The organism is Cobetia sp. AM6, assembly GCF_009617955.1.
GTDB classification, from domain to species: domain Bacteria; phylum Pseudomonadota; class Gammaproteobacteria; order Pseudomonadales; family Halomonadaceae; genus Cobetia; species Cobetia amphilecti.
This window is the reverse complement of record NZ_AP021868.1, coordinates 3618986-3640681: the sequence shown is the minus strand read 5'-3', so window position 1 is coordinate 3640681 and position 21696 is coordinate 3618986. Positions and strand designations below refer to the sequence as shown.

Genomic DNA, 21696 nt, shown 5'->3' with positions numbered 1-21696 from the left:
AACGACCGTTCAACAACCGGGCGCAGGCAGTCACACTGAGACGTAGCGAGTCATGCCCGCGGGCAGCTCGACGAACGCAGTGTGGTTGCCTGCGCCTTTTGGGTTTATCACTGGATGAGTGCCATCGCTCGGCACTGTCGTGAAATCGTTCGAGCGCGTGCTTGCTCGTATCCGTCGCAGGGAGACCGCCATGTCTGACGCTACCCACCTCACGCCTGAACGTTATGTGACCCTCTCGATCAGTGAGCATGTCGCCGACGTGCGCCTCAATCGCCCTGACAAGCACAACGGCATCGACTGGAAGATGATCGATGCCCTGCTGGCGGTACAGCAGGAGCTGCATGCCCGCGCCCGGGAATCAGGCCTGCGCGCCATCGTGCTGTCGGGCGAGGGGCCCAGTTTCTGTGCGGGGCTGGATATCGCCGCCATCATGGGCGACGCCGCCCGCGTGCCGCAGTTGCTGGTCGCGGGGGCCAATGGCTGTGCGCCGCAGCGCAATACCGTGCAGCAGCTGGCGCTGGGCTGGCGAGATGTCGGGGTGCCGGTCATCGCCGCCTTGCATGGCAATGTCTTCGGTGGCGGCCTGCAGATCGCGCTGGGGGCGGACATTCGCCTGTGTGATCCTGATGCGCGCCTGGCGGTGCTCGAGATCGACTGGGGCATCATTCCGGACATGGGCATCAGCGTCACCGCGCGTGGCGTGCGACCGGACTGGCTGCACGAGCTGACGTGGAGCGGGCGCAAGGTCGAGGCCAACGAGGCGCAGAGTGCCGGCCTGGTCACGCGCATCATCTCCAGCCCACAGGAGGAGGCGTTGGCCCTGGCGCGCCAGATTGCCGGGCGCTCTCCCAGCGCCATCCGCGCGATCACGCGTCTCTATGACGAGGCCCTCGCTGCGCCGGAAGCCGAGGCGCTGGCGCTTGAGGCAGAGCTGCAGTCCTCGCTGCTGGGGCGCGCGGAGCAGACCGAGTGCATCAAGGCCAAGCTCGAGGGCCGCGCGCCACGCTTCTGATCCTGACGGGTCAAGACTTACGGGCCAAGGTTGGCGGGCTCAGGTTATCCACACCCACTTTGCCGCTGCAGTCGCTGATGCGGATAATGGGGACATTGTCCCTTCTTGCGATTCGGCGGCCCCTTGATGTCAATGTTCCTGTCAGCCCTCACGCCCTTGTCAGCCCTCACGTCCCTGGGCCTGCCTGCCGGCAGCGCTCCCACTCATGTGTCTTGCTGGACGGCGCTGCATGTTTGAGCTGCGTCCGTATCAGCAGGAGGCGGTGCGGCGTACCGTCGAGCACTTTCGCCGCAGTGATGAGGCGGCGGTCATCGTGCTGCCCACCGGCAGCGGCAAGTCACTGGTGATCGCGGAGCTTGCGCGTATCGCGCGTGGCCGTGTGCTGGTGCTGGCGCATGTGCGCGAGCTGGTCGAGCAGAACCACGCCAAGTACGAATCCTATGGCAAGGACGCCGACATCTTCAGTGCCGGCCTCAAGCGCAAGCAGGCCTCGCGTCAGGTGGTGTTCGGCTCGGTGCAGTCAGTGGTGCGCAACCTCGATGCCTTCACGCCGGCTGAGCCGGCGACTGATGCTCAGGCGGCACCCTTCACGCTGCTGGTGATCGATGAGTGCCATCGGGTCTCGCTGGAGAAGGACGCCAGCTATCGCAAGGTCATCAATCACCTGCGCGAGCACAATCCGCGCCTCAAGGTACTGGGACTGACGGCGACGCCGTATCGTCTCGGTCAGGGCTTCATCTTCCATCGTCACTATCACGGCATGGTGCGCGGGGATGATGACTGCTTCTTCCGTGATTGCGTCTTCGAGCAGCCGCTGCGCCTGATGGTGCGGCAAGGCTTTCTGAGTGAGCCGCGGCGTGTCGACGTCGCGGTGGCGCGCTATGACTTCTCGCAGCTGGCGCCGGGCATTGGCGGCGGTTTCCAGGAGGCGGAGCTCAACGAGGTGGTGCAGGGCTCGCGCGCGACGCCGGGCATCGTGCTGGATATCGTCGCCCAGGCACGCGAGCGGCGCGGGGTGATGGTGTTCTGCTCCACCGTTGAGCATGCCGAGGAAGTCACGGGGCTGCTGCCCGAGGGCGAGGCGGCGTTGATCACCGGCGAGACACCCGGCGAGGAACGCGAGCGGCTGATCCATGCCTTCAAGGCCCAGCAGCTCAAGTATCTGGTCAATGTGGCGGTGCTCACCACCGGCTTCGATGCGCCGCATGTCGACCTGATCGCCATCCTGCGGCCCACGGAATCCGTCAGTCTCTATCAGCAGATCGTCGGGCGCGGCCTGCGTCTGAGCCCCGGCAAGACGGACTGTCTGATTCTCGACTACGCCGGCAATCCCTGGGATCTCTACGCGCCGGAGGTGGCGACGCCGAAGCCGGCCGGCGACACCGAGATCGTGCAGGTCGAGTGCCCGGTGTGCGGCAATGCCAATCTGTTCTGGGGACGCAAGGATGGCGAGCTGGTGGTCGAGCACTTCGGGCGTCGCTGTCAGGGGCTGGTCGAGTCACCGGAGGGTGAGGGCAGGCCGCTGGTGCAGTGCGACTTCCGCTATCGCGCCAAGGCCTGCCCGCAGTGTGGCGAGGCCAATGACATCGCCGCACGTCATTGTCATGCCTGTCAGGCACGGCTGGTCGACCCGGATGACAAGCTGCGCGATGCACTCAAGCTGCGTGACGCACGGGTGCTGCGCGTCAGCGGCTGGCAGCTGGAGGAGGCGCGCAACGGGCGCGGTCTGCCACGCTTGAAGGTGACCTATTACGACGAGGATGGCACCGATCTGTCCGAGTGGTTCGCGCTCGAGACCTCCGCCCAGCGTCACGCCTTCCGCTTGAGCTTCCTCGCGCGTCATCTGCGCGCGCCGGGCAGTGACTGGGCACCGAAGGACATCGCCGAAGTGCTGGCGGGTGAGGAGCGTCTCAAGGCGCCGGACTTCGTCATCGGGCGCAAGAGCGGGCGTTACTGGCAGATCCGCGACAAGCTGTTCGACTATGCCGGGCGCTATCGCACCGGAATCGCCGCCGGCTGAACGGCGCGCTGGCCGCTGCGTGATCCGGTCGCGTGGCGCATGTTGTCAGGGACACGACGTCGCGGGGATGCTGATCGGGGCCTCGGGTTGCTAGACTGGCGGCTTCATACGCCTCAGGGAGAACTCACAAGGTGAGTGCCACCGATACCTCGGCCAGGCTGGTGTCCGGCTTACGCCCCACCGGACATCTGCAACTCGGACACTATCAATCAGTGATCCGGCGCTGGACCGAGCTGCAATACCATCACGATGCCTATTTTCTGGTCGCCGACTGGAACGCGTTGGCGGTCAGCGGTCACGCGCCTCACGAGATCGAGCAGTACAGCTGGGCGATGGTGATCGACTGTCTCGCCTGTGGGGTCAACCCCAAGGTCGCTACCCTGTTCATCCAGTCGTGGGTGCCGGAGCTGACCGATGTGCACATGATCCTGGCCAGCGTCACGCCCAAGGCCTGGCTGGAGCGTCTGCCCAGCTACCGCGAGATGGTCGCCGGGCTCGGTGAGCAGCAGGGCGCCAGTCTGGCCATGCTCGGTGCGCCCCTGATGCAGGCGGCCGACATTCTGGCGCTGCGGGGGCAGGTGGTGCCCGCCGGCCCCGAGCAGCGTGCGCATATCGAGTTCACCCGTGAGGTCGCCCGGCGCTTCAATCATCGCTATGGCCGCGATGCCGGCTTCGAGGAGCAGGCTGAACGCGCCATCGCCCGCCTGGGCAAGAAGAGCGGCCGCCTGTATCGCGAATGGTTGAGCGACTATCAGGAAGAGGGCGATCTCGAGGCCTTCGAGCGCGCGCGCGGCCTGCTGGCCGAGACCAGCAAGCTCAACCGCAACCAGCAGGAGCGCCTGCTCGGCTATCTGGAAGGCGGCGGGCGGCGCATCCTCGGCGAGCCGGAACACTGGCAGGGTGAGGTCGAGCCGCTGCTGGGCATGGAGCTCAAGACGCACAAGGCCGCACGGGAAGACGCCATCTTCCTGCGCAGCGGGCGCGACGATATCGCGGCCTGCGTGCGCGAGATGCCCACCGACCCTGCGCGCGTGCGTCGCAAGGACCCCGGCGACCCGCAGCGCTGCCCGCTGTGGACACTGCATGAAAGCTTCACGCCTGCCTCGGACCGCCAGTGGGCGGAGGAGGGCTGCCGTGATGCCAGCATCGGCTGCCTGGACTGCAAGGGCTGTCTGATCGAGCATGTCGACGCGGCGCTGACGCCGATTCGCGAGCGTGCCGAGGCGCTGGAAGGGGAGCATGGCAAGGTGCGCACCATGATGACTGAAGGCGCCGAGCGGGCCCGCGACACCGTGCGTGACACCCTGGATGAGCTGCGGCGCGTGATCGGCCTGACCTATCGCTAGAGGCGGGCGGCGTCGAGCGCGGCCCCGGCGTATCACCGGCGGCGTAAAGACTTGGGGGATGGGGCGCGAGCCGCTAGAATGCCCGTCCCCCAGACCCACCTTTACCCGCCTCCTGCAGGAGATGTCATGAGCGACCTGCTCGATGGCGCCAGTTTTGCCCTCACCGATGGGCATCAGCCCGCACCTCTCGTCACGCCCCCGACGGCGGCGTCGACGGTGCTGGCGCGCGTCAACGACACCGCGCTCACCGAGATGCCGCAGGACCTGTACATCCCGCCGGAGGCGCTGCGTGTCTTTCTCGAGACCTTCGAGGGGCCGCTGGATCTGCTGCTCTACCTCATCCGTCGCCAGAACCTCGATATCCTCGCCATCAATGTCGCGGCCATCACCCATCAGTACATCGAGTATGTCGAACTGATGCACGCCATGCAGATCGATCTGGCCGGTGAATACCTGCTGATGGCCGCGATGCTGGCGGAGATCAAGTCGCGCAGCCTGCTGCCGCGTCAGCCCAAGGCGAGTGATGAAGACGAGGAAGAGGACCCGCGCGCAGAGCTGATTCGCCGTCTGCAGGAATACGAGCAGACCAAGCTGGCCGCCGAAGGGCTGGATGAGATGCCGCGTCAGGGCCGCGACTGGTTCGTGGCCACGGCAGACCTGCCCGAGCTCGAGACGCGCGTGGTGCACCCTGATGTCGATCTGTCGGAATTGCTCGGCGCGTTGTCCGGCCTCCTGCGTCAGGCGGACCTCGTCCAGGCGCACACCATCTCGCGTGAGGTGATGTCGACCCGCGAGCGCATGCTGGCGATCATGAACCTGTTGACCCATGAGCACTTCACGCCCTTCGAGAAGCTGTTCACGCTCGAGGAAGGGCGTGCCGGGGTGGTGGTCAGCTTCATGGCGATTCTGGAGCTGGCCAAGGAGTCGATGATCGAGATCGTCCAGAATGCGCCGCTGTCACCGATTCACGTGCGCGCCCGCACGCCGGAACCGGACCCCGAGGATGACGAGGACTGGCTGGCGCTGGAATTCGCCGACGAAGACGAGGTGGCGGCCGATCAGGGGGCGTTCGATGACGCAGCGTATGATGACGCAGCGTCCGATGATGCGCAGACGTCACCTTCCTTACCCCCATCCGACGAGCAGGAGAACGCGGCGTCATGAGTTTGCGCGATGTCCCGCTGGACCAGATCATCGAAGCGGCCCTGCTGGCCGCCGGCGAGCCGCTGACGCTAGAGCGCCTGGCCGGTCTGTTCGATGAGTATTCAAGCCCGACCAGGCCTGCGCTGCGTGAGGCGTTGGGCAAGCTGGAAGCGCGTCACCCGGCCGACAAGAGCGCGCTGGAGCTGATCGAGACCGCCAGTGGCTGGCGGCTGCGCGTTCGCCAGCAGTATTCCCCCTGGGTATCGCGACTGTGGGAGGAGCGCCCGCAACGCTATTCGCGTGCCTTGCTGGAGACCCTGGCACTTGTGGCCTATCGTCAACCGGTGACCCGCGGCGATATCGAGCAGGTGCGTGGCGTGACGGTCAGCTCCTCGATCATGCGCACCCTGGTCGAGCGCGGCTGGGTGAGAGTGGTCGGCCACCGTGATGTGCCGGGGCGTCCGGCGGTATTCGCCACCACGCGTCAGTTCCTCGATGACTTCGGCCTCAAGACGCTGGAAGAGCTGCCGCCGGTGCATGAACTGAAAGGCTTCGAAGGACTCGAACAGCTCGAGGCAGACCTGTATGATGTGCCGCCCTCTCAGACCTTGCCGCTGCCGGATGACCCGGACGGCGAGACGGAGGAGGCGCCGGCAGACGGCGTTGATGCAGGAGCTGATCCAGAGCATGAGACAACGCCTGAGTCAGCACCTGACGCAGAGACTGGGGGAAAGACTGGGGAAAAGACTGAACCAGGCGCTGAGGCAGGGCTTGAGTCAGGTCTTGAGACCGACACCGGCACCCCGGTGCCCGATGACTGGCAACCGCCGGACGTCACCGCCGAGCAGCTGGAAGAGGCGCTGAAGATGCGCGCACTCGACACCTCCGGCGCCTCGGCTGACACACCGAACACAGCAGCACCCTCCGCCTCACAGGCGGAAAATGACCACGCCGGGATGGCGTCCACCGGCTCGGGGTTCGACTTCGCCACACTCGAAGCGCGCCTCAGCCAACGTTTGCGCGGTGCAGACGAGGATGACGACGCTGCCGATGCGCAGCCGCACGACTCCTCCGCTGCCGGGACCGTCGATGATGACGACCCTGCGTAGGCGAAACTCCTATAGATGAAATGGTTCATGTCATGAGCAAGACAGACTCTGATAAGCGCAAGACCTCTCGCCCCGGCAGCAGCCAGGCAGGCAACAAGCAGGCTGGCGGCAAGCACGCCGGTGGCAAGGCCGTGACCGGCAAGGCCTTCGCGGACAAGAACTTCGCGGACAAGAGCGCGGCAGATGCTGCCGACAAGCGTGGCGAGCAGGCTCGCCCGACCCGTGATACCGGCAAGTCCACGCGCGGCAGCAAGGCCAATGTCGGCAAGAAGCCGGCCGCCGCCGACGCGCCGGAACTGCGTCCGCTGCCGCCGCAGGCCAAGGGCGACAAGCTGGTCGAGGACGAGAAACTGCAGAAGGTGCTGGCGCGCTCCGGTCTCGGCTCCCGCCGTGAGATGGAAGTCGCCATCAGCGCCGGTCGCGTCAAGGTCAACGGCAAGGTCGCCCAGCTGGGTGATCGCGTCGGCCCGCGTGACCAGGTCAGCCTCGATGATCGCCCGCAAAGCCTGAAGGGCGCCGAAGAGACGGCGCGTCGCGTCATCATGTACAACAAGCCGGAAGGCGAGCTGTGCACGCGCAAGGACCCGGAAGGCCGCCGCACCGTCTTCGAGCGTCTGCCGCGCCTGAAGGGCGAGCGCTGGATCGCGATCGGTCGTCTCGACATCAACACCAGCGGTCTGTTGCTGTTCACCACCGATGGTGAGCTGGCCAACCGCCTGATGCACCCGTCGACCCAGATCGAGCGTGAGTACGCCGTGCGTGTCATGGGTGAGGTCAAGCGCGAGCACGTCGTCAACATGGTCAATGGCGTGATGCTCGAAGATGGCCCGGCGCGTTTCACCGATGTGCAGGAATTCGGTGGCGAAGGCATCAACAGCTGGTTCCACGTCGTGATCATGGAAGGCCGCAACCGTGAGGTTCGCCGTCTGTGGGACTCCCAGGGCCTGACCGTCAGCCGTCTGAAGCGCGTGCGCTACGGCAATATCTTCCTCGACAAGCGCGCTCGCGCCGGTGAGTGGGTGGAGATGGAGCAGAGCGAGATCGATGAACTGTCCACGCTGGCAGGTCTCGAGCATCGCAAGGCGCCGGCCCTGACGCCGGACGAGCAGAACCGCTGGAGCCGCGACAAGCAGAAGCGTCGTCCGGTGCGCGCCATGAAGAAGCCGCCGCAGCGTACGCGCAAGCCGCGCTGATGGCGCAGTCGGTGAGGGCGGCGATGCGCCGTCATGCACTGATATGGCATAAGCTCGTGGACATGCCACAAGCTCGTGCGACCTAAGTGGTAACCCGCAAGCCCGCGCCCATCGCGGGCTTGCGTGTATCTGGCACAGGGGCTGGACCGGGCTCTGGCGCGGGCGTTTCGCGAGGTGCCAGCGGACAAGCTGGTCATTTACTTGAAGTTTTTTTGCAAAAGGCTTGCGTCGAAACGGGATCGGCGGTATCTTACGTCCCGCTTCGCAAGGGTCGTTAGCTCAGTGGTAGAGCAGTTGGCTTTTAACCAATTGGTCGAAGGTTCGAATCCCTCACGACCCACCATTCTCTGGAATGGTCTCTTGCAAAGCACCCGGCGGCGGGTCGTTAGCTCAGTGGTAGAGCAGTTGGCTTTTAACCAATTGGTCGAAGGTTCGAATCCCTCACGACCCACCATCCGCCACCCAGTTTTGGGTCGTTAGCTCAGTGGTAGAGCAGTTGGCTTTTAACCAATTGGTCGAAGGTTCGAATCCCTCACGACCCACCAGATCTTGCCCCGTGCCTTCATTGGCGCGGGGCAATTTTTGTTACGCGAAAGGAAAGAGTCCGTTGCCCTCAAGTCGACTGGAGCCGCGATCGCGCCAGGCGTATCCTTGTGGGCGAGCCAAGGCTCATGTCCGCCCAGTGCGGACGACGCTGCGGGCGATAGACGCCCAAGGCACACGCCGCAGTCTGGGGAGCCCAGCTGCAGCGCTGGCAGGGCCGCCACGGGCCGTTCGTGTCCGGGCCGAGTCCTGACCCACTCAGCACAGGGGGAGCCCCTGTGGGCTAGGTGAGAGACACATGAACAGCCTGACTAATGCCATGCCGGGTCGTGAGGCCCACAATGCCGTCCGTGAGCAGGTGCGCGAGCATCTGGCCCGCGCTTACTGCCCGACGCGCCCCGCCGCCGAGGATGCCGCGCTGATCGACGAGATCAAGCAGCTGCTCATCGAGCGTGATGCCGCACTGGTCGCGCATTACTACTGTGACGACGCCATCCAGCAGCTGGCCGAGGAAACCGGCGGCTGCGTCGCCGACTCGCTCGAGATGGCACGCTTCGGCGCCCGCCATGAGGCCTCGACACTGATCGTCGCCGGCGTGCGCTTCATGGGCGAGACCTCCAAGATCCTGTCGCCGGAGAAGCGTGTGCTGATGCCGACGCTGGAGGCGACCTGCTCGCTGGATCTCGGCTGCCCGGAAGACGAGTTCGCGGCCTTCTGTGATGCCCATCCCGACCGCACCGTGGTGGTGTACGCCAATACCTCGGCGGCCGTGAAGGCGCGCGCCGACTGGGTGGTGACCTCCTCGATCGCCGTCGATGTCATCGAGCACCTGCATGCCCGGGGCGAGAAGCTGATCTGGGCGCCGGACAAGCATCTGGGCGCCTACGTGCAGAAGCAGACCGGTGCCGACATGCTGCTGTGGGACGGCGCCTGTATCGTCCACGACGAGTTCCGCGCCCAGGGCATCAGTGACCTGCTCAAGGTCTACCCGGACGCCGCGGTGCTGGTGCACCCGGAATCACCGCAGTCGGTGGTCGAGCTGGCCGATGTGGTCGGTTCCACCTCGCAGCTGATCAAGGCCGCCGTCGAGCTCGAGAATCAGCAGCTGATCGTCGCGACCGATCGTGGCATCTTCTTCAAGATGCAGCAGGCCGCGCCACACAAGCAGCTGTACGAGGCGCCGACCGCCGGCAATGGCGCGACCTGCAAGAGCTGTGCGCACTGCCCGTGGATGGCGATGAACGGCCTGGAGAATCTGGCCGCCGTGCTGCGTCGCGATCCGGCGGAAGCCAATGCCGAGGAAGTCTTCGTCGATGATGACCTGCGTGAGCGCGCCCTGAAGCCGTTGACGCGGATGCTGGAATTCAATCGCGGCTGAGCGCTGACGCTGATCGCCACCGATTGCTGCCTGCATGAACCAGAACCGCCGCTCCCGATTCCCCGGGGCGGCGGTTTTTGTTTGCCTGGTGCTGCGAGAGGGAGCGTGCCTCAGAACTCCTCAATGGCGTTGCGATAGCGCTTGAAGTCTTCCCGGCGTGAACTGATACGGTTGGCCATGCTGAAGTCGCCGTTCTTGCGCGCGGCCTCGTCGGCCAGCTTGAGCTGAGCGAAGGCCTTGTCCATGCGGCCCTCCAGCTGGTCGAATTCGGCGCGATACAGGAAGGCCTCGGCGGTGTGGCCGCTGCGCCCACTGGCTTCGGAGGCCAGGCTCCAGACCTTGGGGTCATCGGGATGATCGCGGCGCATGTCCTCCAGCTGCTGGCGCGCGGCGGCGGGGTCCTGTTGCAGCGCGACTTCCGCCATGGCCAGTCGGGTCGGCAGGTAGTCGGGTTGCAGGCGCAGCAGGCGTCTGGCGCGCCGTGTCGCTTCCTCATAACGCCGGGCATCCCGCGCGACCTCGACCGCACTGGCGCTGATCAGGGTCAGGTCAGGATGCTTGTCATGCAGGCGGTCCAGCGCGGCCAGTGCCTTGTCGACCTGGTTGTGCTCCGCCGCGGCCAGCGCCTGATAGTAGGCAATCGCGTCGGGGTCGGGGTTGTCTTCGCGCAGTGTCGTCAGTCCCTGCTCGGGCTGGCGCAGGTTGAGCGCCAGCAGGGCGCGGGCGCGGATCATCGCGTAGGCGAGCTGCGCGAGCGGGTCGGGAGTCACCTTCTGCATGGCGTCGGCACGCGCCTGGGTGTCGCCGATACGCGCCTCGGTCACCGGGTGCGTGAGCAGAAATTCCGGTGCATTGCCGCCCTGCAGGCTGGCCATGCGTTGCATGGCGCGGAACATGCGCGGCATGGCTTCGGGGTCGAAGCCGGCGCGTGACAGCGCATCGATGCCGACGCGGTCGGCCTCCTGCTCGAAGCGGCGCGAATAGGCCAGCTGATCGGAAATGGCAGCGGCCTGGGTGCCGGCCATGGTCGCGATGCCCGCTGAACCGCCTCCGCCCGCCGCGATCACCATGCCGGCGAGGAAGCCGGCCAGCGTCGGCAGGCGTGTCTCGGCCTGGCGCTCCATGTTGCGCGCGAAGTGATGCTGGGAGAGGTGGCCCAGTTCGTGGGCGAGTACCGAGGCGAAGGCGTCGCGGTCCGGCGCGAAGGCGAACAGCCCCGTATTGACGCCGACCACGCCGCCGGGCACGGCGAAGGCGTTCAGCTGGCTGCTGGCGACCAGCGTGATGATGAAATTGCGCTCATCCAGCTCGCTCCACGGCGCCAGTTGACGCACGATGCTACCGATCCAGTCCAGAGTGATGGGATCATCCCATTCACGCACATGGGCGCGGAACTGACGCAGCCAGGCGCGACCGATACGATATTCATCGTTGCTGGAGATGCCGCCACTCGCACTCCCCAGGTCCGGCAGTCCATAGTCGTTGTGGGATGCGGCCGGCGCACTGGCGACCGGCGCGCCCATCAGCAACAGGCCGAGCAGGGCGCTCGACAGGGTGGCAAGCCCGCGGCGTCCGATGCGGACGCGTCCGCTCAAGGGGGGCAGCAACGACATGCAGGCAATCCTCTTCGATATGGCGCAAGGTGCGGTCGGCTCGCAGGATTGCCGGGCGCCGCACTGGCGTTGACGGCCCTGCGCGAGTCCGGGCAAGACGCAGCCGCGCAGGGCGGAAAGTTGCTTTGTCAGGCAAGGTGCCCTTAAATCGGGGCGTTTTCAAGCTGCACCCTCCATGGTGTGCGGCAGAACATCATAACGAGAACGGAAGGGCAGATGGCATTCGAACGACCTGGCGCTGAGACTGCGAATCCGATGGCTGACTCCACGGCCGATACCCACCTGCAGAAGCTGGATGCGCGCGGCCTGCACTGTCCGTTGCCGCTGCTGCGCACCAAGCTCAAACTGGCTGGCATGAGTGCCGGCGAGCAACTCGAGGTCCTCGCCAGCGACGCAGGCGCCTGGGGCGACATCCCTGCCTATCTGGCGCTGAGCGATCACGCGCTGGTCTCGCGTGAAGAGACGCCAGAGGGCGATTATCGCTTCGTGATCAAGGCGCTGTGCGAGGAAGATCCGTCATGACCATGAAGACGTTGTTGCGTGGCTGGATCGAGCGCTATTTCTCCGACGAAGAAGCGGTGGTGCTGTTTCTGGTGCTGGTGCTGGTGTTCGCCGCCGTCATTCTGCTCGGCAGCATGCTGGCGCCATTCTTCACCGCCCTGATCGTCGCCTTCCTGCTGCAGAGCGGCGTGAGCTGGATGGAGCGTCGCGGCCTGCCGCGCCTGGCGGCGGTCAGCCTGATGACGCTGGTGTTCATGGGCATCATGCTGGCCAGTGCGCTGATCCTGCTGCCGCTGGTCTGGCATCAGCTGGCCAATCTGATCCAGGAGATCCCCGGCATGTTCGCCTCCGGGCAGCGTTGGCTGGGCGAGTTGCAGGAGCGCTTCCCCGGCCTGATCACGCCGGAGCAGGTCCAGCAGTGGGTCGGCGCCGCCGGACGTGAGCTGACCCAGTTCGGGCAGCGCGCGGTATCGCTGTCGCTGGCGTCGCTGGGCAACCTGATGGGCGTGGTGATCTACCTGGTGCTGGTACCGATCCTGGTGTTCTTCATGCTCAAGGACCGCGAGCGGCTGGTGGACTTCACGCTGGCGCTGCTGCCGCGCAAGCGCCTGCTGATGAGCCGGGTCTGGAACGAGATGGATGACCAGATCGCCAACTTCGTGCGCGGCAAGGTGATCGAGATCGTCATCGTCGGCGGCGTCAGCTACGTCACCTTCGTCGCCTTCGGGCTGCCGTATTCGGCGCTGCTGGCGATCGTGGTCGGCTTCTCGGTGCTGATTCCCTACATCGGCGCGGCAGGGGCGACCTTGCCGGTCGCCGCCGTCGCCGGTTTCCATTACGGGCTGGGCGACACCTTCATGTACGTGATGATCGCCTACGGCATCATCCAGGCGCTGGATGGCAACGTGCTGGTGCCGCTGCTGTTCTCGGAGGCGGTCAATCTGCATCCGGTGGCGATCATCCTCGCGGTGCTGTTCTTCGGCGGCATCTGGGGCTTCTGGGGCGTGTTCTTCGCCATCCCGCTGGCGACCCTGATGAAGTCGCTGCTCTATGCCTGGCCGCGCCGGGCGCGCGCCGAGGAGAATCGGGTCGCGGACAAGAGCGCCTGATCGAAAAAGCCCCGCCAATCGGCGGGGCTTTTTCATGGCTGAGGCGGCTGGCGCACAGGCGCACTCTGCTCAGCTGTTTCTCCACGAGCTGCTGTCACGCGGGCTGCTGCCACTCGAGCTGCTGCCACTCGAGCTGCTGCCATTCGAGACTAGCGGTCAGCGTTGAGCTCGCGGGCGGCTTCCAGCACTTCCTCGACATGGCCCTTGACCTTCACGCCACGCCATTCGCGCGCCAGATTGCCGTCGGCGTCGATCAGGAAGGTGGACCGCACCACGCCGAGACTTTCCTTGCCCATGAATTTCTTCATGTGAATGACGTCAAAGATCTTGCACAGGGTCTCGTCCGGGTCGCTGATCAGCTCGAACGGGTAGCCCTGTTTTGCCCGGAAGTTCTCGTGGGTGCGCAGGCTGTCGCGGGAAACGCCGAGAATCACGGTGTTGGCCGCTTCGAATTCCTCGAGGTTGTCGCGGAAGTCACCGCCTTCGGTGGTGCAGCCCGGCGTGTGGTCCTTCGGGTAGAAATAGATGACGGCTTGCTTGCCCTTGAGGCTGGCCGGAGTGACTTCGGTGTCACTGGTGGCCTGGGCGGTAAAGTCGGGAATTGGCTGACCGAGGCTGACGCTCATCGTGCTCTCCTGGCGATGACTGACGGCCATGTGGCGGCTGACAGTGCTGAATGATGAAAAAAACCGGCAGTGATGGGCATCGCGCTTGCCCGCTTCTGCGGTGTGTCCTGCATTACACGCAGGGCGTCCTGACTTGTCAAAGACAGGGCAGAACTCTTGTGTTTCACCGTCTTGGCGACCGGCGCCATCGCGCCCATCCACCGTGCATCTGCCCCGTGGACAGGCGAGGGAATCCACCGCTTTGCACAACCGGTGCAGATGGCGTCTGTACAGGCTTCGATGGTCTTTGTAACATCATCACCCTTGACGCGACTCGCGTGTCGGCGTGCCCACGCAATCAGAGTCCGGCGTCAACCAATTTATGTCAGATGTCTGTCCCCGAGATCCGTTGTTTCAACAGCGCAGGGACACGCCTGGCGCATCAGGCACCAGAGGAGAATTCGAGGGATGATCACAGGTAGCATTGTCGCACTGGCGACCCCGATGAAGGCCACCGGCGAGATCGACTGGGACGCCCTGCGCCAGCTGGTCGCCTTCCACCTCGAAAATGGCACCGATGCCATCGTCGCCGCCGGCACTACCGGCGAGCCGACCACCATGTCCTTCGCGGAGCACTTCGATGTCATCCGCTGTGTGGTCGAGACGGTCGCCGGCAAGATTCCGGTCATTGCCGGCACGGGCGCCAACGCCACCTCTGAAGCGGTCGAGCTGGCTCGCTACGCCAAGGAAGTCGGTGCGGATTACTGCCTCTCCGTGGCGCCGTACTACAACAAGCCGACCCAGGAAGGGCTCTACCAGCACTTCAAGGCCGTCGCCGAGCAGGCCGGTATCCCGGTCATTCTCTACAACGTGCCGGGTCGTACCTGCTCCGATATCTACAACGAGACGGTCTTCCGTCTCGCCGAGCTCGACAACATCGTCGGCCTCAAGGATGCCACCGGCAACCTGGAGCGTGGTCAGGAACTGATCGACCGCCTCAAGGGCACTGACTTCGCGCTCTACTCCGGCGATGACCCCACGGCCTGCGACTTCATCCTGATGGGCGGCCACGGCGATATCTCGGTGACGGCCAACGTCGCGCCGCGCCTGATGCACGAGATGTGTGAAGCCGCCGTGGCCGGCGATGCCGAGCGCGCTCACCAGATCAACACGCGCCTGATGCCGCTGCACTCCGCGATGGGCGTCGAGTCCAACCCGATCCCGGTCAAGTTCGCCATGCATCGCATGGGCCTGTCGCCGGAGTCCGGCGTGCGTCTGCCGCTGACCTGGCTGTCCGAGCAGTACCACTCCACGGTCGAGGAAGCACTGCAACTGGCCGAGGTGCTCAACTGATGAGTCAGCGTTTCGTGCCACTGGCCCTGCTGACGGCGCTCGCGGTCGCAGGTTGTTCCAGTGATGGCTACTACTACGATCGCAACAGCGAGTATGCCGATGCCAGCATCGCGCCGCCGCTGGAGCTGCCGGACACGATCAATCGTGGTGATTACCAGGATTCCATGCCGGTGCCGCAGGCCAGCAGTGACTTCCTGGCCAGCGACGACTTCGAGGCACCGCGCCCCCAGCCGCTGGCGACCAGCGAGCAGGGCGGGCGTGAGTTCGTCGCCATGCGTCAGAGCGGCGATGCCCGCTGGCTGGCCGTGAACGCCGCGCCGGCAGCGGTGTGGACGCGTCTGCAGTCCTTCGTGCGCGACCAGGGCCTTGATGTGCAGAGCATCGATGCCGGTAAGGGCGAGATCACCACGGCCCAGGGCATCATCAGCGTCAGCCAGGGGCTGCGTGCCGATGCCTCCGAAGTGCGTTGTCAGCAGGGCGGCGATGTCGCCGGCAGCTGCCTGAACGCGCTGAGCGGCTATCTGGCCGCGTCTTCCGCCGATAGTGGTGTCTCGCTGGCGGCCCAGTCGCTCAGCCGTGATGACCGCGTGCGCCTGGAAGGCCGCGATGGCACCTGGCAGGTCGATCTGGCGCTGGACACCGAGCGCAGCTGGGCCGAGCTGCTCTATCAGCTGCAGAAGAACTTCAACACCGACTACCAGACGCTGACCGATCAGGACCGCTCGCGTGGCGAGTTCATGGTCGATTACATCCCGCGTGAAGAGCGTGATGGCGGCTGGTTGGGTATCGGTGGCGATGGTGATCCGGTACCGATGGTACTCAAGCTGCGCGCCGAGAATGACCACACCCTGGTCACGGCGACCCGTGCCGATGGTGAAGAGACCACGCCGGCACTGGCGCGTGAGCTGCTCGACGCCGTGGCGTCGACACTGCGCTGAGCATGTGGCTCGACACGCCTTGCGCCGCCTCATCTGACGACTCGTCGGGTGAGGCGGCTGCGTCGTTTCAGATCCCCCTCCCGGTGGCAGGCAGTGGGGCGCTGGCGGCCGCCCGTGGGCCGAGTGGCGACGCTCAGGGCGTGATGGCGATGGCGTCGCTGGGCAGCGGCAGCAAGGGCAACGGCACGCTGATCCGCACTCGCGAGGCACTGGTGCTGGTCGATTGCGGCTTCACCCTCAAGGAGACCGAGGCCCGCCTGGCGCGCCTCGGGGTGCATCCCTCGCAGCTGGACGCCGTGCTGGTCACGCATGAACATGGTGATCACCTGAGCGGCGTGGGGCCGCTGGCGCGTCGTCATGGTGTGCCGGTGCATCTGACCACCGGCACCTGGCTTGCCGGGCGTGCCAAGAAGCTCGGTGCGCTGCCGAGTCGCCATCTGATCACGCCGCAGCAGGAGTTCGCGATCAAGGATCTCGAGATTCTGCCGGTCACGGTGCCCCACGATGCGCGCGAGCCGGTGCAGTTCGTGTTCAACCGGCGCGGTGAGACGGCCACGCGTCGCCTCGGCGTGCTGACCGATCTCGGCCATGTCAGTGAGCATGTGCTGCAGTGCTTTGCCGATTGCGATGCGCTGGTGATGGAGTTCAACCACGATCCGCAGATGCTGGCCAGCGGGCCGTATCCGCCCAGCCTCAAGCGGCGGGTCGGGGGGCGGCTCGGTCACCTGGCCAATGCCCAGGCGTGTGCCGCCTTGCCCTATCTGGGGCTGGCGCGCCTGCAGCGGCTGGTGGCCTCGCACCTGTCGGAGAGCAACAACCATCCGTCATTGGCCCGGGAGGCACTGGCCCCCTGGCTTGCGGATGACGATAGTCGCCTGATCATCGCCGCGCAGGACAGCGGCTTTGGCTGGCAGGCCATCGCCTGATATTCATGACGCCCGGTCGCTTCGCGATCGGGCGTTTGTGATTCTGGATGAGCTGACCAGATGGACAGCTCTCGAATCACGCCATACACCAACGCCACAGTCCTTCTCGACTGGGCGTGACAGACTCAAGCGTGATCGATTCATCGTCGACCGCCTCAACACTCGACGCGTCTAGCGTCATCAGGGGGAATCTCATGGAAAAGCGTGAAGAGCTCTACGCTGGCAAGGCCAAATCCGTCTTCGTCACTGACGACCCGGATCTTCTGCTGCTGGAATTCCGCGACGATACCAGCGCCTTCGACGGCAAGCGTATCGAGCAGCTGGATCGCAAGGGCATGGTCAACAACAAGTTCAATGCCTTCATCATGGAGAAACTCAAGGCGGCCGGTATCCCGACCCACTTCGAGCGTCTGGTCAGCGACAACGAATGTCTGGTCAAGCGTCTCGACATGATGGCGGTGGAGTGCGTGGTGCGTAACATCTCCGCCGGTTCACTGGTGCGTCGTCTGGGGGTCGAGGAAGGCATCGAGCTCAATCCGCCGACCTTTGAGCTGTTCCTCAAGAACGACGAGAAGGGCGACCCGATGATCAACGAGTCGCTGGTCGAGACCTTCGGCTGGGCAGAGCCCAAGCACCTGGCACGCGCCAAGGAACTGACCTTCCAGGTCAACGACATCCTCAAGCAGCTGTTCCTCGACGGCGGCATCCTGCTGGTCGACTACAAGCTCGAGTTCGGTGTCTTCAAGGGTGAGGTCGTGCTGGGTGACGAATTCTCGCCGGACGGCTGCCGTCTGTGGGATGCCGAGACGCGCGAGAAGCTCGACAAGGACCGCTTCCGTCAGGGCCTGGGCGGCGTGATCGAAGCCTATGAGGAAGTCGGTCGCCGTATCGGTATCGATTTCTCGGCCTGAGCCTGAATCTGGGGCAAAGTCTGAGGTGATGCACTGACGCTCTGACGTCACAGACAGCGCATCAAGGAACGGCCCCCTGCCAATGGCAGGGGGCCGTTCTTGTTTGGCAGGCGCCAAGTGTCTGGCCGGGAACGTAGCTGTGAGGAAAGAAGCGTGGCGCTTCAGGAGGCGCGCAGGCTGGCCAGGTCGATCACCTGGCGGGCGACAGCCGCGAGGGCGTGGTCCTGGCCTTCATCATCCAGGCTGCCATCCTCGTGGAAGGCGCTGGCGGCACGCGAGACCGCGATCTGCTGGGGCGCGACCAGCATGCCGAGGTTGTTCAGGTACAGGCGCACGAAGGGCAGCGCGCGCATGCCGCCCATGGCACCCGGTGAGGCCGAGACGATGCCGACCGGCATGCCGCGCAAGGCGTCCATGCCGCTCTGGCCATCCGCCGCCGGGCGTGATAGCCAGTCGAAGGTGTTCTTGAGCAGCGGGCTGAAGAAGCCGTTGTATTCCGGCGTCGCCAGCAACAGCCCCTGATGGCTGGCCAGCATCTCCTGCAGGCGGTCGGCGCTGGCGGGACGGCCATTGGCCTCTTCGCTGTCGCCATCGTAGAGCGGCATCGGGAAGTCGTTGAGATCGAGCAGACTGACCTCGGCACCTTCCTGCCGGGCGTGGTGTGCCAGGCGCTCGATCAGGCGTCGATTGACGGAGGCCTTGCGGGTACTGGCGGCAAAGGCAAGCAGACGGATACTCATGCGGCGGACTCCCGGTGAAACGAGTGGAGATGAAGGAACGCACGCCCAGTATGGTCAGGTCTCGTGACGGTTTGCCAATCCAATCTGGCATTGTCTTGATCTGGCGCGCGCAATCCTTCGATCCGCTTCATGCAAGGCGTTGACCCCCATTGGCAAGGCGCTGCCCTGGCTCGCGCAGGGGCTTGATCAGACGGCCACGATGGCCGCGACCTCCATCGTCAAGGAACCATCGGGTTGTGTGCGGGCCGTGAAGCGCACATCCACGTCCACCAGCCGCACGCCATACTGGCGCTTGCCATCGGCGGGTCTGGCGGCGTGATAGGCGGGGCGCGGGTCCTGGGCGAGCACTTCCTCGATCAGGGCGCGCAGCGTGGCGCTGTCGGCCCGGGTCGCCAGTGTCTGCTCGGCCTGTGCGCTGAAGGCGACGGCGTGACGTGGCGGTGGCGCAGGCGCGTAGCCGGCACGCGCCTCGGGCACCGCATCAACCCACGGCAGATACGGCTTGATGTCCATTACCGGCGTGCCATCGAGCAGGTCGTGACCGCGCAGCAGCAGGCGCACGCCGTTGCGCTTGCCCGACTGCTCGCCATCCGGCGTGGTATTGGCCGCCGTCTCGACGCCTGCCAGCTCGACCACCGACTGCCCCAGTCGGTTGGGACGGTGGGTGCTGCGCGAGGCGAAGACCCCAGTGCGCGCATTGCCCCCCAGGCGCGGCGGGCGGATCAAGGGCGTCCAGCGTGTGGGGCTGGCGTGGAACAGGAAGTGGATCCACAGATGGCTGAAGCCCTCGATGTCGCGCACGCAGTCTGGGTCATCGAAGGGTGGCAGCAGGTGCAGGATGGCGGTGGCGTGGCGCGCCAGCCCCGGCTGGCGGGGAATGCCGAACTTGTCCGGGTAGCAGCTTTCGATGATGCCCACAGGCTGCATGGCCTGTTGCCCCATCGCCGCGGCCTGCTCACGCAGATGTGGGGGCAGCAGCGGCAGGCGCCTGGCCAGTGCGGCGTCGCTCATCGGGCGCTCGGCCGTGACGGCGGTCGGGTGGGGGCTGGCGGGCTGATCGGAAGAGGACATGGCAAGACCGTGGCTGAGGCTGAAGTGATGATGGCGCAGAATGTCGTGTGACATTCCAGGTCGCCATGATGCCATGCCCGTCGTCGCTCGGCATGACTGGTCTCACTGGGTCGGCTTGTGTAGTCTGCCGCGAGAGCAGCGCCGCATGGCGCTGAATCGTGATGCTGGCGACGGGGCGTGAATGCCCCGCGCGACTCTTGAGGGCAATTTTGATCATGTCAGACCCTATCGCCATTGCCGCTGCCGACGGCCTGCCGTCGACACTGGACCTCGACCGCCTAGCACTGGCGAGCCAACAGTTGATCGAGGCCGGTCAGGCGCTGGACGCTGCCGGGCAGGTACCGGCCACCGGTGGCAACTTCTCCTGTCGTCTCAGTGATCGCCTGATGGCGGTCACCGCCTCGGGCTGCCACAAGGGCCGCCTGACCAGTGGCGACATTCTGGTCAGCGATTTTGCCATCAGGCTGCAGGGCACTTCCCGCAAGGCCTCTGACGAGGCGCGCCTGCATGGCCAGCTCTACGAAGACCTGCCCCACGCGCAGGCGATTCTGCATACCCACTCCAGGGCCGCCACCGTGCTGTCGCTGTGCCATGAGGGCGACACCCTGAGCCTGGAGGGTTTCGAGCTCAACAAGGCGCTGGAAGGCGTCAAGAGTCATGAGACGGCGGTACGTCTGGCCGTCTTCGACAATACTCAGGATATCGATGCGCTGGCGCTGGACGTGCGTGCCCGGCTGGCCGCCGATGCCGGTCTGCACGGCTACCTGATCCGCGGCCATGGCCTCTATACCTGGGCCAGCAGCATGACGGCCTGTCGCCGCCATGTCGAAGCGCTCGATTTCCTGATGGGTTGTGAACTGGAACTGAGGAGACAGCGATGAGCTTTCTGGCCATCTACGCCGAGCAGGACGCCTCGCGTCCGCAGTTGATCACCAATGATGGCGCGCAGATCGCCAGCGAACTCGAGGCCGAAGGTATTCGCTTCGAGCGCTGGACGGCGGGCTGCGAGATGAGTGATCCCACCGACCAGACGCAGGTGCTGGCGGCCTACGCCGACGATGTCGCGCGTCTCAAGTCCGAGAACGGCTTCGTCACCGCCGACGTGATCGGCCTGACGCCGGATCACCCTGACCGCGACGCCCTGCGCGGCAAGTTCCTCGATGAGCACCGCCACGCGGAGCACGAGGTGCGCTTCTTCGTGCGCGGCAGCGGCATCTTCTATCTGCATCTGGGCGAGCGCGTGCTGGCGGTCGGCTGCGAGAAGGATGACCTGATCGCCGTACCGGCCGGCACGCCGCACTGGTTCGACATGGGGCCGACGCCGGATTTCACTGCCATCCGCCTGTTCACCAATCCGGAAGGCTGGATCGCCAACTTCACCGACAATGACATCGCCGCCCGCTTCCCGCGTCATGAAGCGCTGGCCGAGCACTTTACCCAGACCGCAGCCCCGCATTCCCAGGAGTCCGCATGATTCGCGCCATCGTCACCGACATCGAGGGCACGACCGGCTCGATTCGCTTCGTGCATCAGGTGCTGTTCCCCTATGCGCGCGCCAACCTGGGCGATTTCGTGCGTGCCAACGCCGAGCGTGAGGATGTCGCCGAGCAGCTGGCCGCCACCCGCGAGCTGGCCGAGGCGCCGGAGGCCGATCTCGAGGCCGTGATCGCCATTCTGGAAGGCTGGATCGATGCCGACCGCAAGGCCACGCCGCTCAAGGCGCTGCAGGGCATGGTCTGGGCACAGGGCTACGCGGACGGTGACTTCACCGGCCATGTCTATCCCGATGCCGTGAAGGGGTTGCGTGACTGGAAGGAACGCGGCCTGTCCTTGTATGTCTACTCTTCAGGCTCCATCCAGGCCCAGAAGCTGCTGTTCGGGCATTCCGATGTCGGCGATCTGACTCCGCTGTTTGCCGGCTACTTCGACACCACCACGGGCCCCAAGCAGGAAGCCGAGAGCTATCGCCGCATCGCCGGTCAGCTGGGCATTCCGGGTGCGGAGATCCTGTTCCTGTCGGATGTCGTCGCCGAGCTGGACGCCGCCGCTGCCGCCGGCTTCCATACCTGGCAGCTGGTGCGGGAGCCGGACATGGTCACGGGAGATCACCCGCGGGCCAGCCGCTTCGATGAGGTGTCCTTCAGCGGCTGAGCAGGACGCTTCAGTGACAGGTGTCAGCCGTGAG

At 65.3% G+C, this 21696-nt stretch carries 21 protein-coding genes and 3 tRNA genes; 20 read left to right on the top strand and 4 right to left on the bottom strand.

Annotated features, from left to right (window positions below; genetic code table 11):
• Positions 1-190: 190 nt before the first annotated feature.
• From CLAM6_RS15210 to nadA, 10 genes are all read left to right on the top strand, one after another.
• The gene (locus CLAM6_RS15210) at positions 191-1012 is read left to right on the top strand and encodes a crotonase/enoyl-CoA hydratase family protein (RefSeq protein WP_131432728.1); all 822 of its coding nucleotides are present in this window, start codon (positions 191-193) and stop codon (positions 1010-1012) included.
• Positions 1013-1241: 229 nt separating this feature from the next.
• Positions 1242-3032 carry a DEAD/DEAH box helicase gene (locus CLAM6_RS15205; RefSeq protein ID WP_153636547.1) on the top strand — a complete coding sequence of 597 codons (1791 nt, stop codon included), beginning with the start codon at positions 1242-1244 and terminating at the stop codon, positions 3030-3032.
• Between the two features lie 131 nt (positions 3033-3163).
• A complete protein-coding gene (locus CLAM6_RS15200) occupies positions 3164-4378 on the top strand; it encodes a hypothetical protein (protein WP_043336371.1) in 1215 nt (404 codons plus the stop codon).
• Between the two features lie 126 nt (positions 4379-4504).
• A complete protein-coding gene (locus CLAM6_RS15195; protein ID WP_153636546.1) occupies positions 4505-5542 on the top strand; it encodes a segregation and condensation protein A in 1038 nt (345 codons plus the stop codon).
• Positions 5539-6630, top strand: coding sequence for an SMC-Scp complex subunit ScpB (gene scpB, locus CLAM6_RS18235; RefSeq protein WP_153636545.1), 1092 nt, complete (start codon positions 5539-5541; stop codon positions 6628-6630). Before CLAM6_RS15195 ends, scpB begins: the two co-directional genes overlap by 4 nt.
• 332 nt (positions 6631-6962) lie before the next feature.
• Positions 6963-7823 (top strand): 23S rRNA pseudouridine(2605) synthase RluB, encoded by an 861-nt coding sequence (gene rluB / locus CLAM6_RS15185; RefSeq protein ID WP_043336411.1) that lies wholly within the window; start codon positions 6963-6965, stop codon positions 7821-7823.
• A 268-nt stretch (positions 7824-8091) separates the two neighbouring features.
• Positions 8092-8166, top strand: a tRNA-Lys gene (locus CLAM6_RS15180).
• 36 nt (positions 8167-8202) lie between these two features.
• Positions 8203-8277, top strand: a tRNA-Lys gene (locus CLAM6_RS15175).
• A 16-nt stretch (positions 8278-8293) separates the two neighbouring features.
• Positions 8294-8368: transfer RNA gene (locus CLAM6_RS15170), tRNA-Lys, on the top strand.
• A 317-nt stretch (positions 8369-8685) separates the two neighbouring features.
• Positions 8686-9744: a quinolinate synthase NadA gene (gene nadA, locus CLAM6_RS15165; protein WP_153636986.1), complete on the top strand. Its 1059-nt coding sequence runs from the start codon at positions 8686-8688 to the stop codon at positions 9742-9744.
• A 110-nt stretch (positions 9745-9854) separates the two neighbouring features.
• On the opposite strand, the gene CLAM6_RS15160 is transcribed toward nadA, so the two are convergent.
• The gene (locus CLAM6_RS15160) at positions 9855-11357 is read right to left on the bottom strand and encodes a M48 family metalloprotease (protein WP_153636544.1); all 1503 of its coding nucleotides are present in this window, start codon (positions 11355-11357) and stop codon (positions 9855-9857) included.
• Positions 11358-11612: 255 nt separating this feature from the next.
• Here CLAM6_RS15160 and CLAM6_RS15155 point away from each other — a divergent pair, with 255 nt between their 5' ends.
• Genes CLAM6_RS15155 through CLAM6_RS18115 form a run of 3 tightly spaced genes read left to right on the top strand, consistent with a single transcriptional unit; the run spans position 11613 to position 13133 of the window.
• Entirely contained in the window at positions 11613-11879 is a 267-nt protein-coding gene (locus tag CLAM6_RS15155; protein WP_153636543.1) for a sulfurtransferase TusA family protein, read from the top strand.
• Positions 11876-12967: an AI-2E family transporter gene (locus CLAM6_RS15150; RefSeq protein WP_043336373.1), complete on the top strand. Its 1092-nt coding sequence runs from the start codon at positions 11876-11878 to the stop codon at positions 12965-12967. Before CLAM6_RS15155 ends, CLAM6_RS15150 begins: the two co-directional genes overlap by 4 nt.
• A gap of 34 nt (positions 12968-13001) precedes the next feature.
• Entirely contained in the window at positions 13002-13133 is a 132-nt protein-coding gene (locus tag CLAM6_RS18115; protein ID WP_277876246.1) for a hypothetical protein, read from the top strand.
• On the opposite strand, the gene CLAM6_RS15145 is transcribed toward CLAM6_RS18115, so the two are convergent.
• Entirely contained in the window at positions 13117-13593 is a 477-nt protein-coding gene (locus CLAM6_RS15145; protein ID WP_054556838.1) for a peroxiredoxin, read from the bottom strand. The two genes, CLAM6_RS18115 and CLAM6_RS15145, sit on opposite strands and share 17 nt — an antisense overlap.
• A gap of 447 nt (positions 13594-14040) precedes the next feature.
• Here CLAM6_RS15145 and dapA point away from each other — a divergent pair, with 447 nt between their 5' ends.
• The 4 genes from dapA (at position 14041) to purC (ending at position 17700) form a co-directional block, all read left to right on the top strand.
• Positions 14041-14925: a 4-hydroxy-tetrahydrodipicolinate synthase gene (gene dapA, locus CLAM6_RS15140; protein ID WP_043336386.1), complete on the top strand. Its 885-nt coding sequence runs from the start codon at positions 14041-14043 to the stop codon at positions 14923-14925.
• On the top strand, positions 14925-15863 hold the full coding sequence (locus CLAM6_RS15135) for a hypothetical protein (protein ID WP_054556839.1): 939 nt from the start codon (positions 14925-14927) through the stop codon (positions 15861-15863). The genes dapA and CLAM6_RS15135 overlap by 1 nt, the downstream gene beginning before the upstream one ends.
• A gap of 143 nt (positions 15864-16006) precedes the next feature.
• Entirely contained in the window at positions 16007-16789 is a 783-nt protein-coding gene (locus tag CLAM6_RS15130) for an MBL fold metallo-hydrolase (protein ID WP_043333823.1), read from the top strand.
• Positions 16790-16983: 194 nt separating this feature from the next.
• Complete coding sequence (gene purC, locus CLAM6_RS15125; protein ID WP_043333774.1) at positions 16984-17700, top strand: phosphoribosylaminoimidazolesuccinocarboxamide synthase; 717 nt, start codon at positions 16984-16986, stop codon at positions 17698-17700.
• A gap of 161 nt (positions 17701-17861) precedes the next feature.
• Here purC and CLAM6_RS15120 read toward each other — a convergent pair whose 3' ends face one another.
• A complete protein-coding gene (locus CLAM6_RS15120) occupies positions 17862-18440 on the bottom strand; it encodes an NADPH-dependent FMN reductase (RefSeq protein ID WP_043333775.1) in 579 nt (192 codons plus the stop codon).
• A gap of 186 nt (positions 18441-18626) precedes the next feature.
• On the bottom strand, positions 18627-19382 hold the full coding sequence (tsaA, locus tag CLAM6_RS15115; protein ID WP_242007834.1) for a tRNA (N6-threonylcarbamoyladenosine(37)-N6)-methyltransferase TrmO: 756 nt from the start codon (positions 19380-19382) through the stop codon (positions 18627-18629).
• Positions 19383-19726: 344 nt separating this feature from the next.
• Here tsaA and CLAM6_RS15110 point away from each other — a divergent pair, with 344 nt between their 5' ends.
• From CLAM6_RS15110 to mtnC, 3 genes are read left to right on the top strand one after another with little or no spacing between them, the layout of a single operon-like run.
• A complete protein-coding gene (locus CLAM6_RS15110; protein WP_153636542.1) occupies positions 19727-20392 on the top strand; it encodes a methylthioribulose 1-phosphate dehydratase in 666 nt (221 codons plus the stop codon).
• Positions 20389-20985: a 1,2-dihydroxy-3-keto-5-methylthiopentene dioxygenase gene (locus CLAM6_RS15105; RefSeq protein WP_052384566.1), complete on the top strand. Its 597-nt coding sequence runs from the start codon at positions 20389-20391 to the stop codon at positions 20983-20985. Before CLAM6_RS15110 ends, CLAM6_RS15105 begins: the two co-directional genes overlap by 4 nt.
• Positions 20982-21662: an acireductone synthase gene (gene mtnC / locus CLAM6_RS15100; protein WP_153636541.1), complete on the top strand. Its 681-nt coding sequence runs from the start codon at positions 20982-20984 to the stop codon at positions 21660-21662. The genes CLAM6_RS15105 and mtnC overlap by 4 nt, the downstream gene beginning before the upstream one ends.
• Positions 21663-21696 lie beyond the last annotated feature (34 nt).

What these genes read in the sequence shown, in the direction of transcription:
- mtnC (WP_153636541.1), top strand. Translation starts at nt 20,982, where the DNA reads ATGATTCGCGCCATCGTCACCGACATCGAGGGCACGACCGGCTCGATT.
- CLAM6_RS15105 (WP_052384566.1), top strand. Translation starts at nt 20,389, where the DNA reads ATGAGCTTTCTGGCCATCTACGCCGAGCAGGACGCCTCGCGTCCGCAG.
- CLAM6_RS15205 (WP_153636547.1), top strand. Translation starts at nt 1,242, where the DNA reads ATGTTTGAGCTGCGTCCGTATCAGCAGGAGGCGGTGCGGCGTACCGTC.
- CLAM6_RS15110 (WP_153636542.1), top strand. Translation starts at nt 19,727, where the DNA reads ATGTCAGACCCTATCGCCATTGCCGCTGCCGACGGCCTGCCGTCGACA.
- CLAM6_RS15135 (WP_054556839.1), top strand. Translation starts at nt 14,925, where the DNA reads ATGAGTCAGCGTTTCGTGCCACTGGCCCTGCTGACGGCGCTCGCGGTC.
- CLAM6_RS15210 (WP_131432728.1), top strand. Translation starts at nt 191, where the DNA reads ATGTCTGACGCTACCCACCTCACGCCTGAACGTTATGTGACCCTCTCG.
- CLAM6_RS15195 (WP_153636546.1), top strand. Translation starts at nt 4,505, where the DNA reads ATGAGCGACCTGCTCGATGGCGCCAGTTTTGCCCTCACCGATGGGCAT.
- CLAM6_RS15150 (WP_043336373.1), top strand. Translation starts at nt 11,876, where the DNA reads ATGACCATGAAGACGTTGTTGCGTGGCTGGATCGAGCGCTATTTCTCC.
- CLAM6_RS15145 (WP_054556838.1), bottom strand. Translation starts at nt 13,593, where the DNA reads ATGAGCGTCAGCCTCGGTCAGCCAATTCCCGACTTTACCGCCCAGGCC.
- CLAM6_RS15160 (WP_153636544.1), bottom strand. Translation starts at nt 11,357, where the DNA reads ATGTCGTTGCTGCCCCCCTTGAGCGGACGCGTCCGCATCGGACGCCGC.
- CLAM6_RS15120 (WP_043333775.1), bottom strand. Translation starts at nt 18,440, where the DNA reads ATGAGTATCCGTCTGCTTGCCTTTGCCGCCAGTACCCGCAAGGCCTCC.
- CLAM6_RS15155 (WP_153636543.1), top strand. Translation starts at nt 11,613, where the DNA reads ATGGCTGACTCCACGGCCGATACCCACCTGCAGAAGCTGGATGCGCGC.
- CLAM6_RS15130 (WP_043333823.1), top strand. Translation starts at nt 16,007, where the DNA reads ATGGCGATGGCGTCGCTGGGCAGCGGCAGCAAGGGCAACGGCACGCTG.
- purC (WP_043333774.1), top strand. Translation starts at nt 16,984, where the DNA reads ATGGAAAAGCGTGAAGAGCTCTACGCTGGCAAGGCCAAATCCGTCTTC.
- dapA (WP_043336386.1), top strand. Translation starts at nt 14,041, where the DNA reads ATGATCACAGGTAGCATTGTCGCACTGGCGACCCCGATGAAGGCCACC.
- tsaA (WP_242007834.1), bottom strand. Translation starts at nt 19,382, where the DNA reads ATGGGGCAACAGGCCATGCAGCCTGTGGGCATCATCGAAAGCTGCTAC.
- scpB (WP_153636545.1), top strand. Translation starts at nt 5,539, where the DNA reads ATGAGTTTGCGCGATGTCCCGCTGGACCAGATCATCGAAGCGGCCCTG.
- nadA (WP_153636986.1), top strand. Translation starts at nt 8,686, where the DNA reads ATGCCGGGTCGTGAGGCCCACAATGCCGTCCGTGAGCAGGTGCGCGAG.
- CLAM6_RS18115 (WP_277876246.1), top strand. Translation starts at nt 13,002, where the DNA reads ATGGCTGAGGCGGCTGGCGCACAGGCGCACTCTGCTCAGCTGTTTCTC.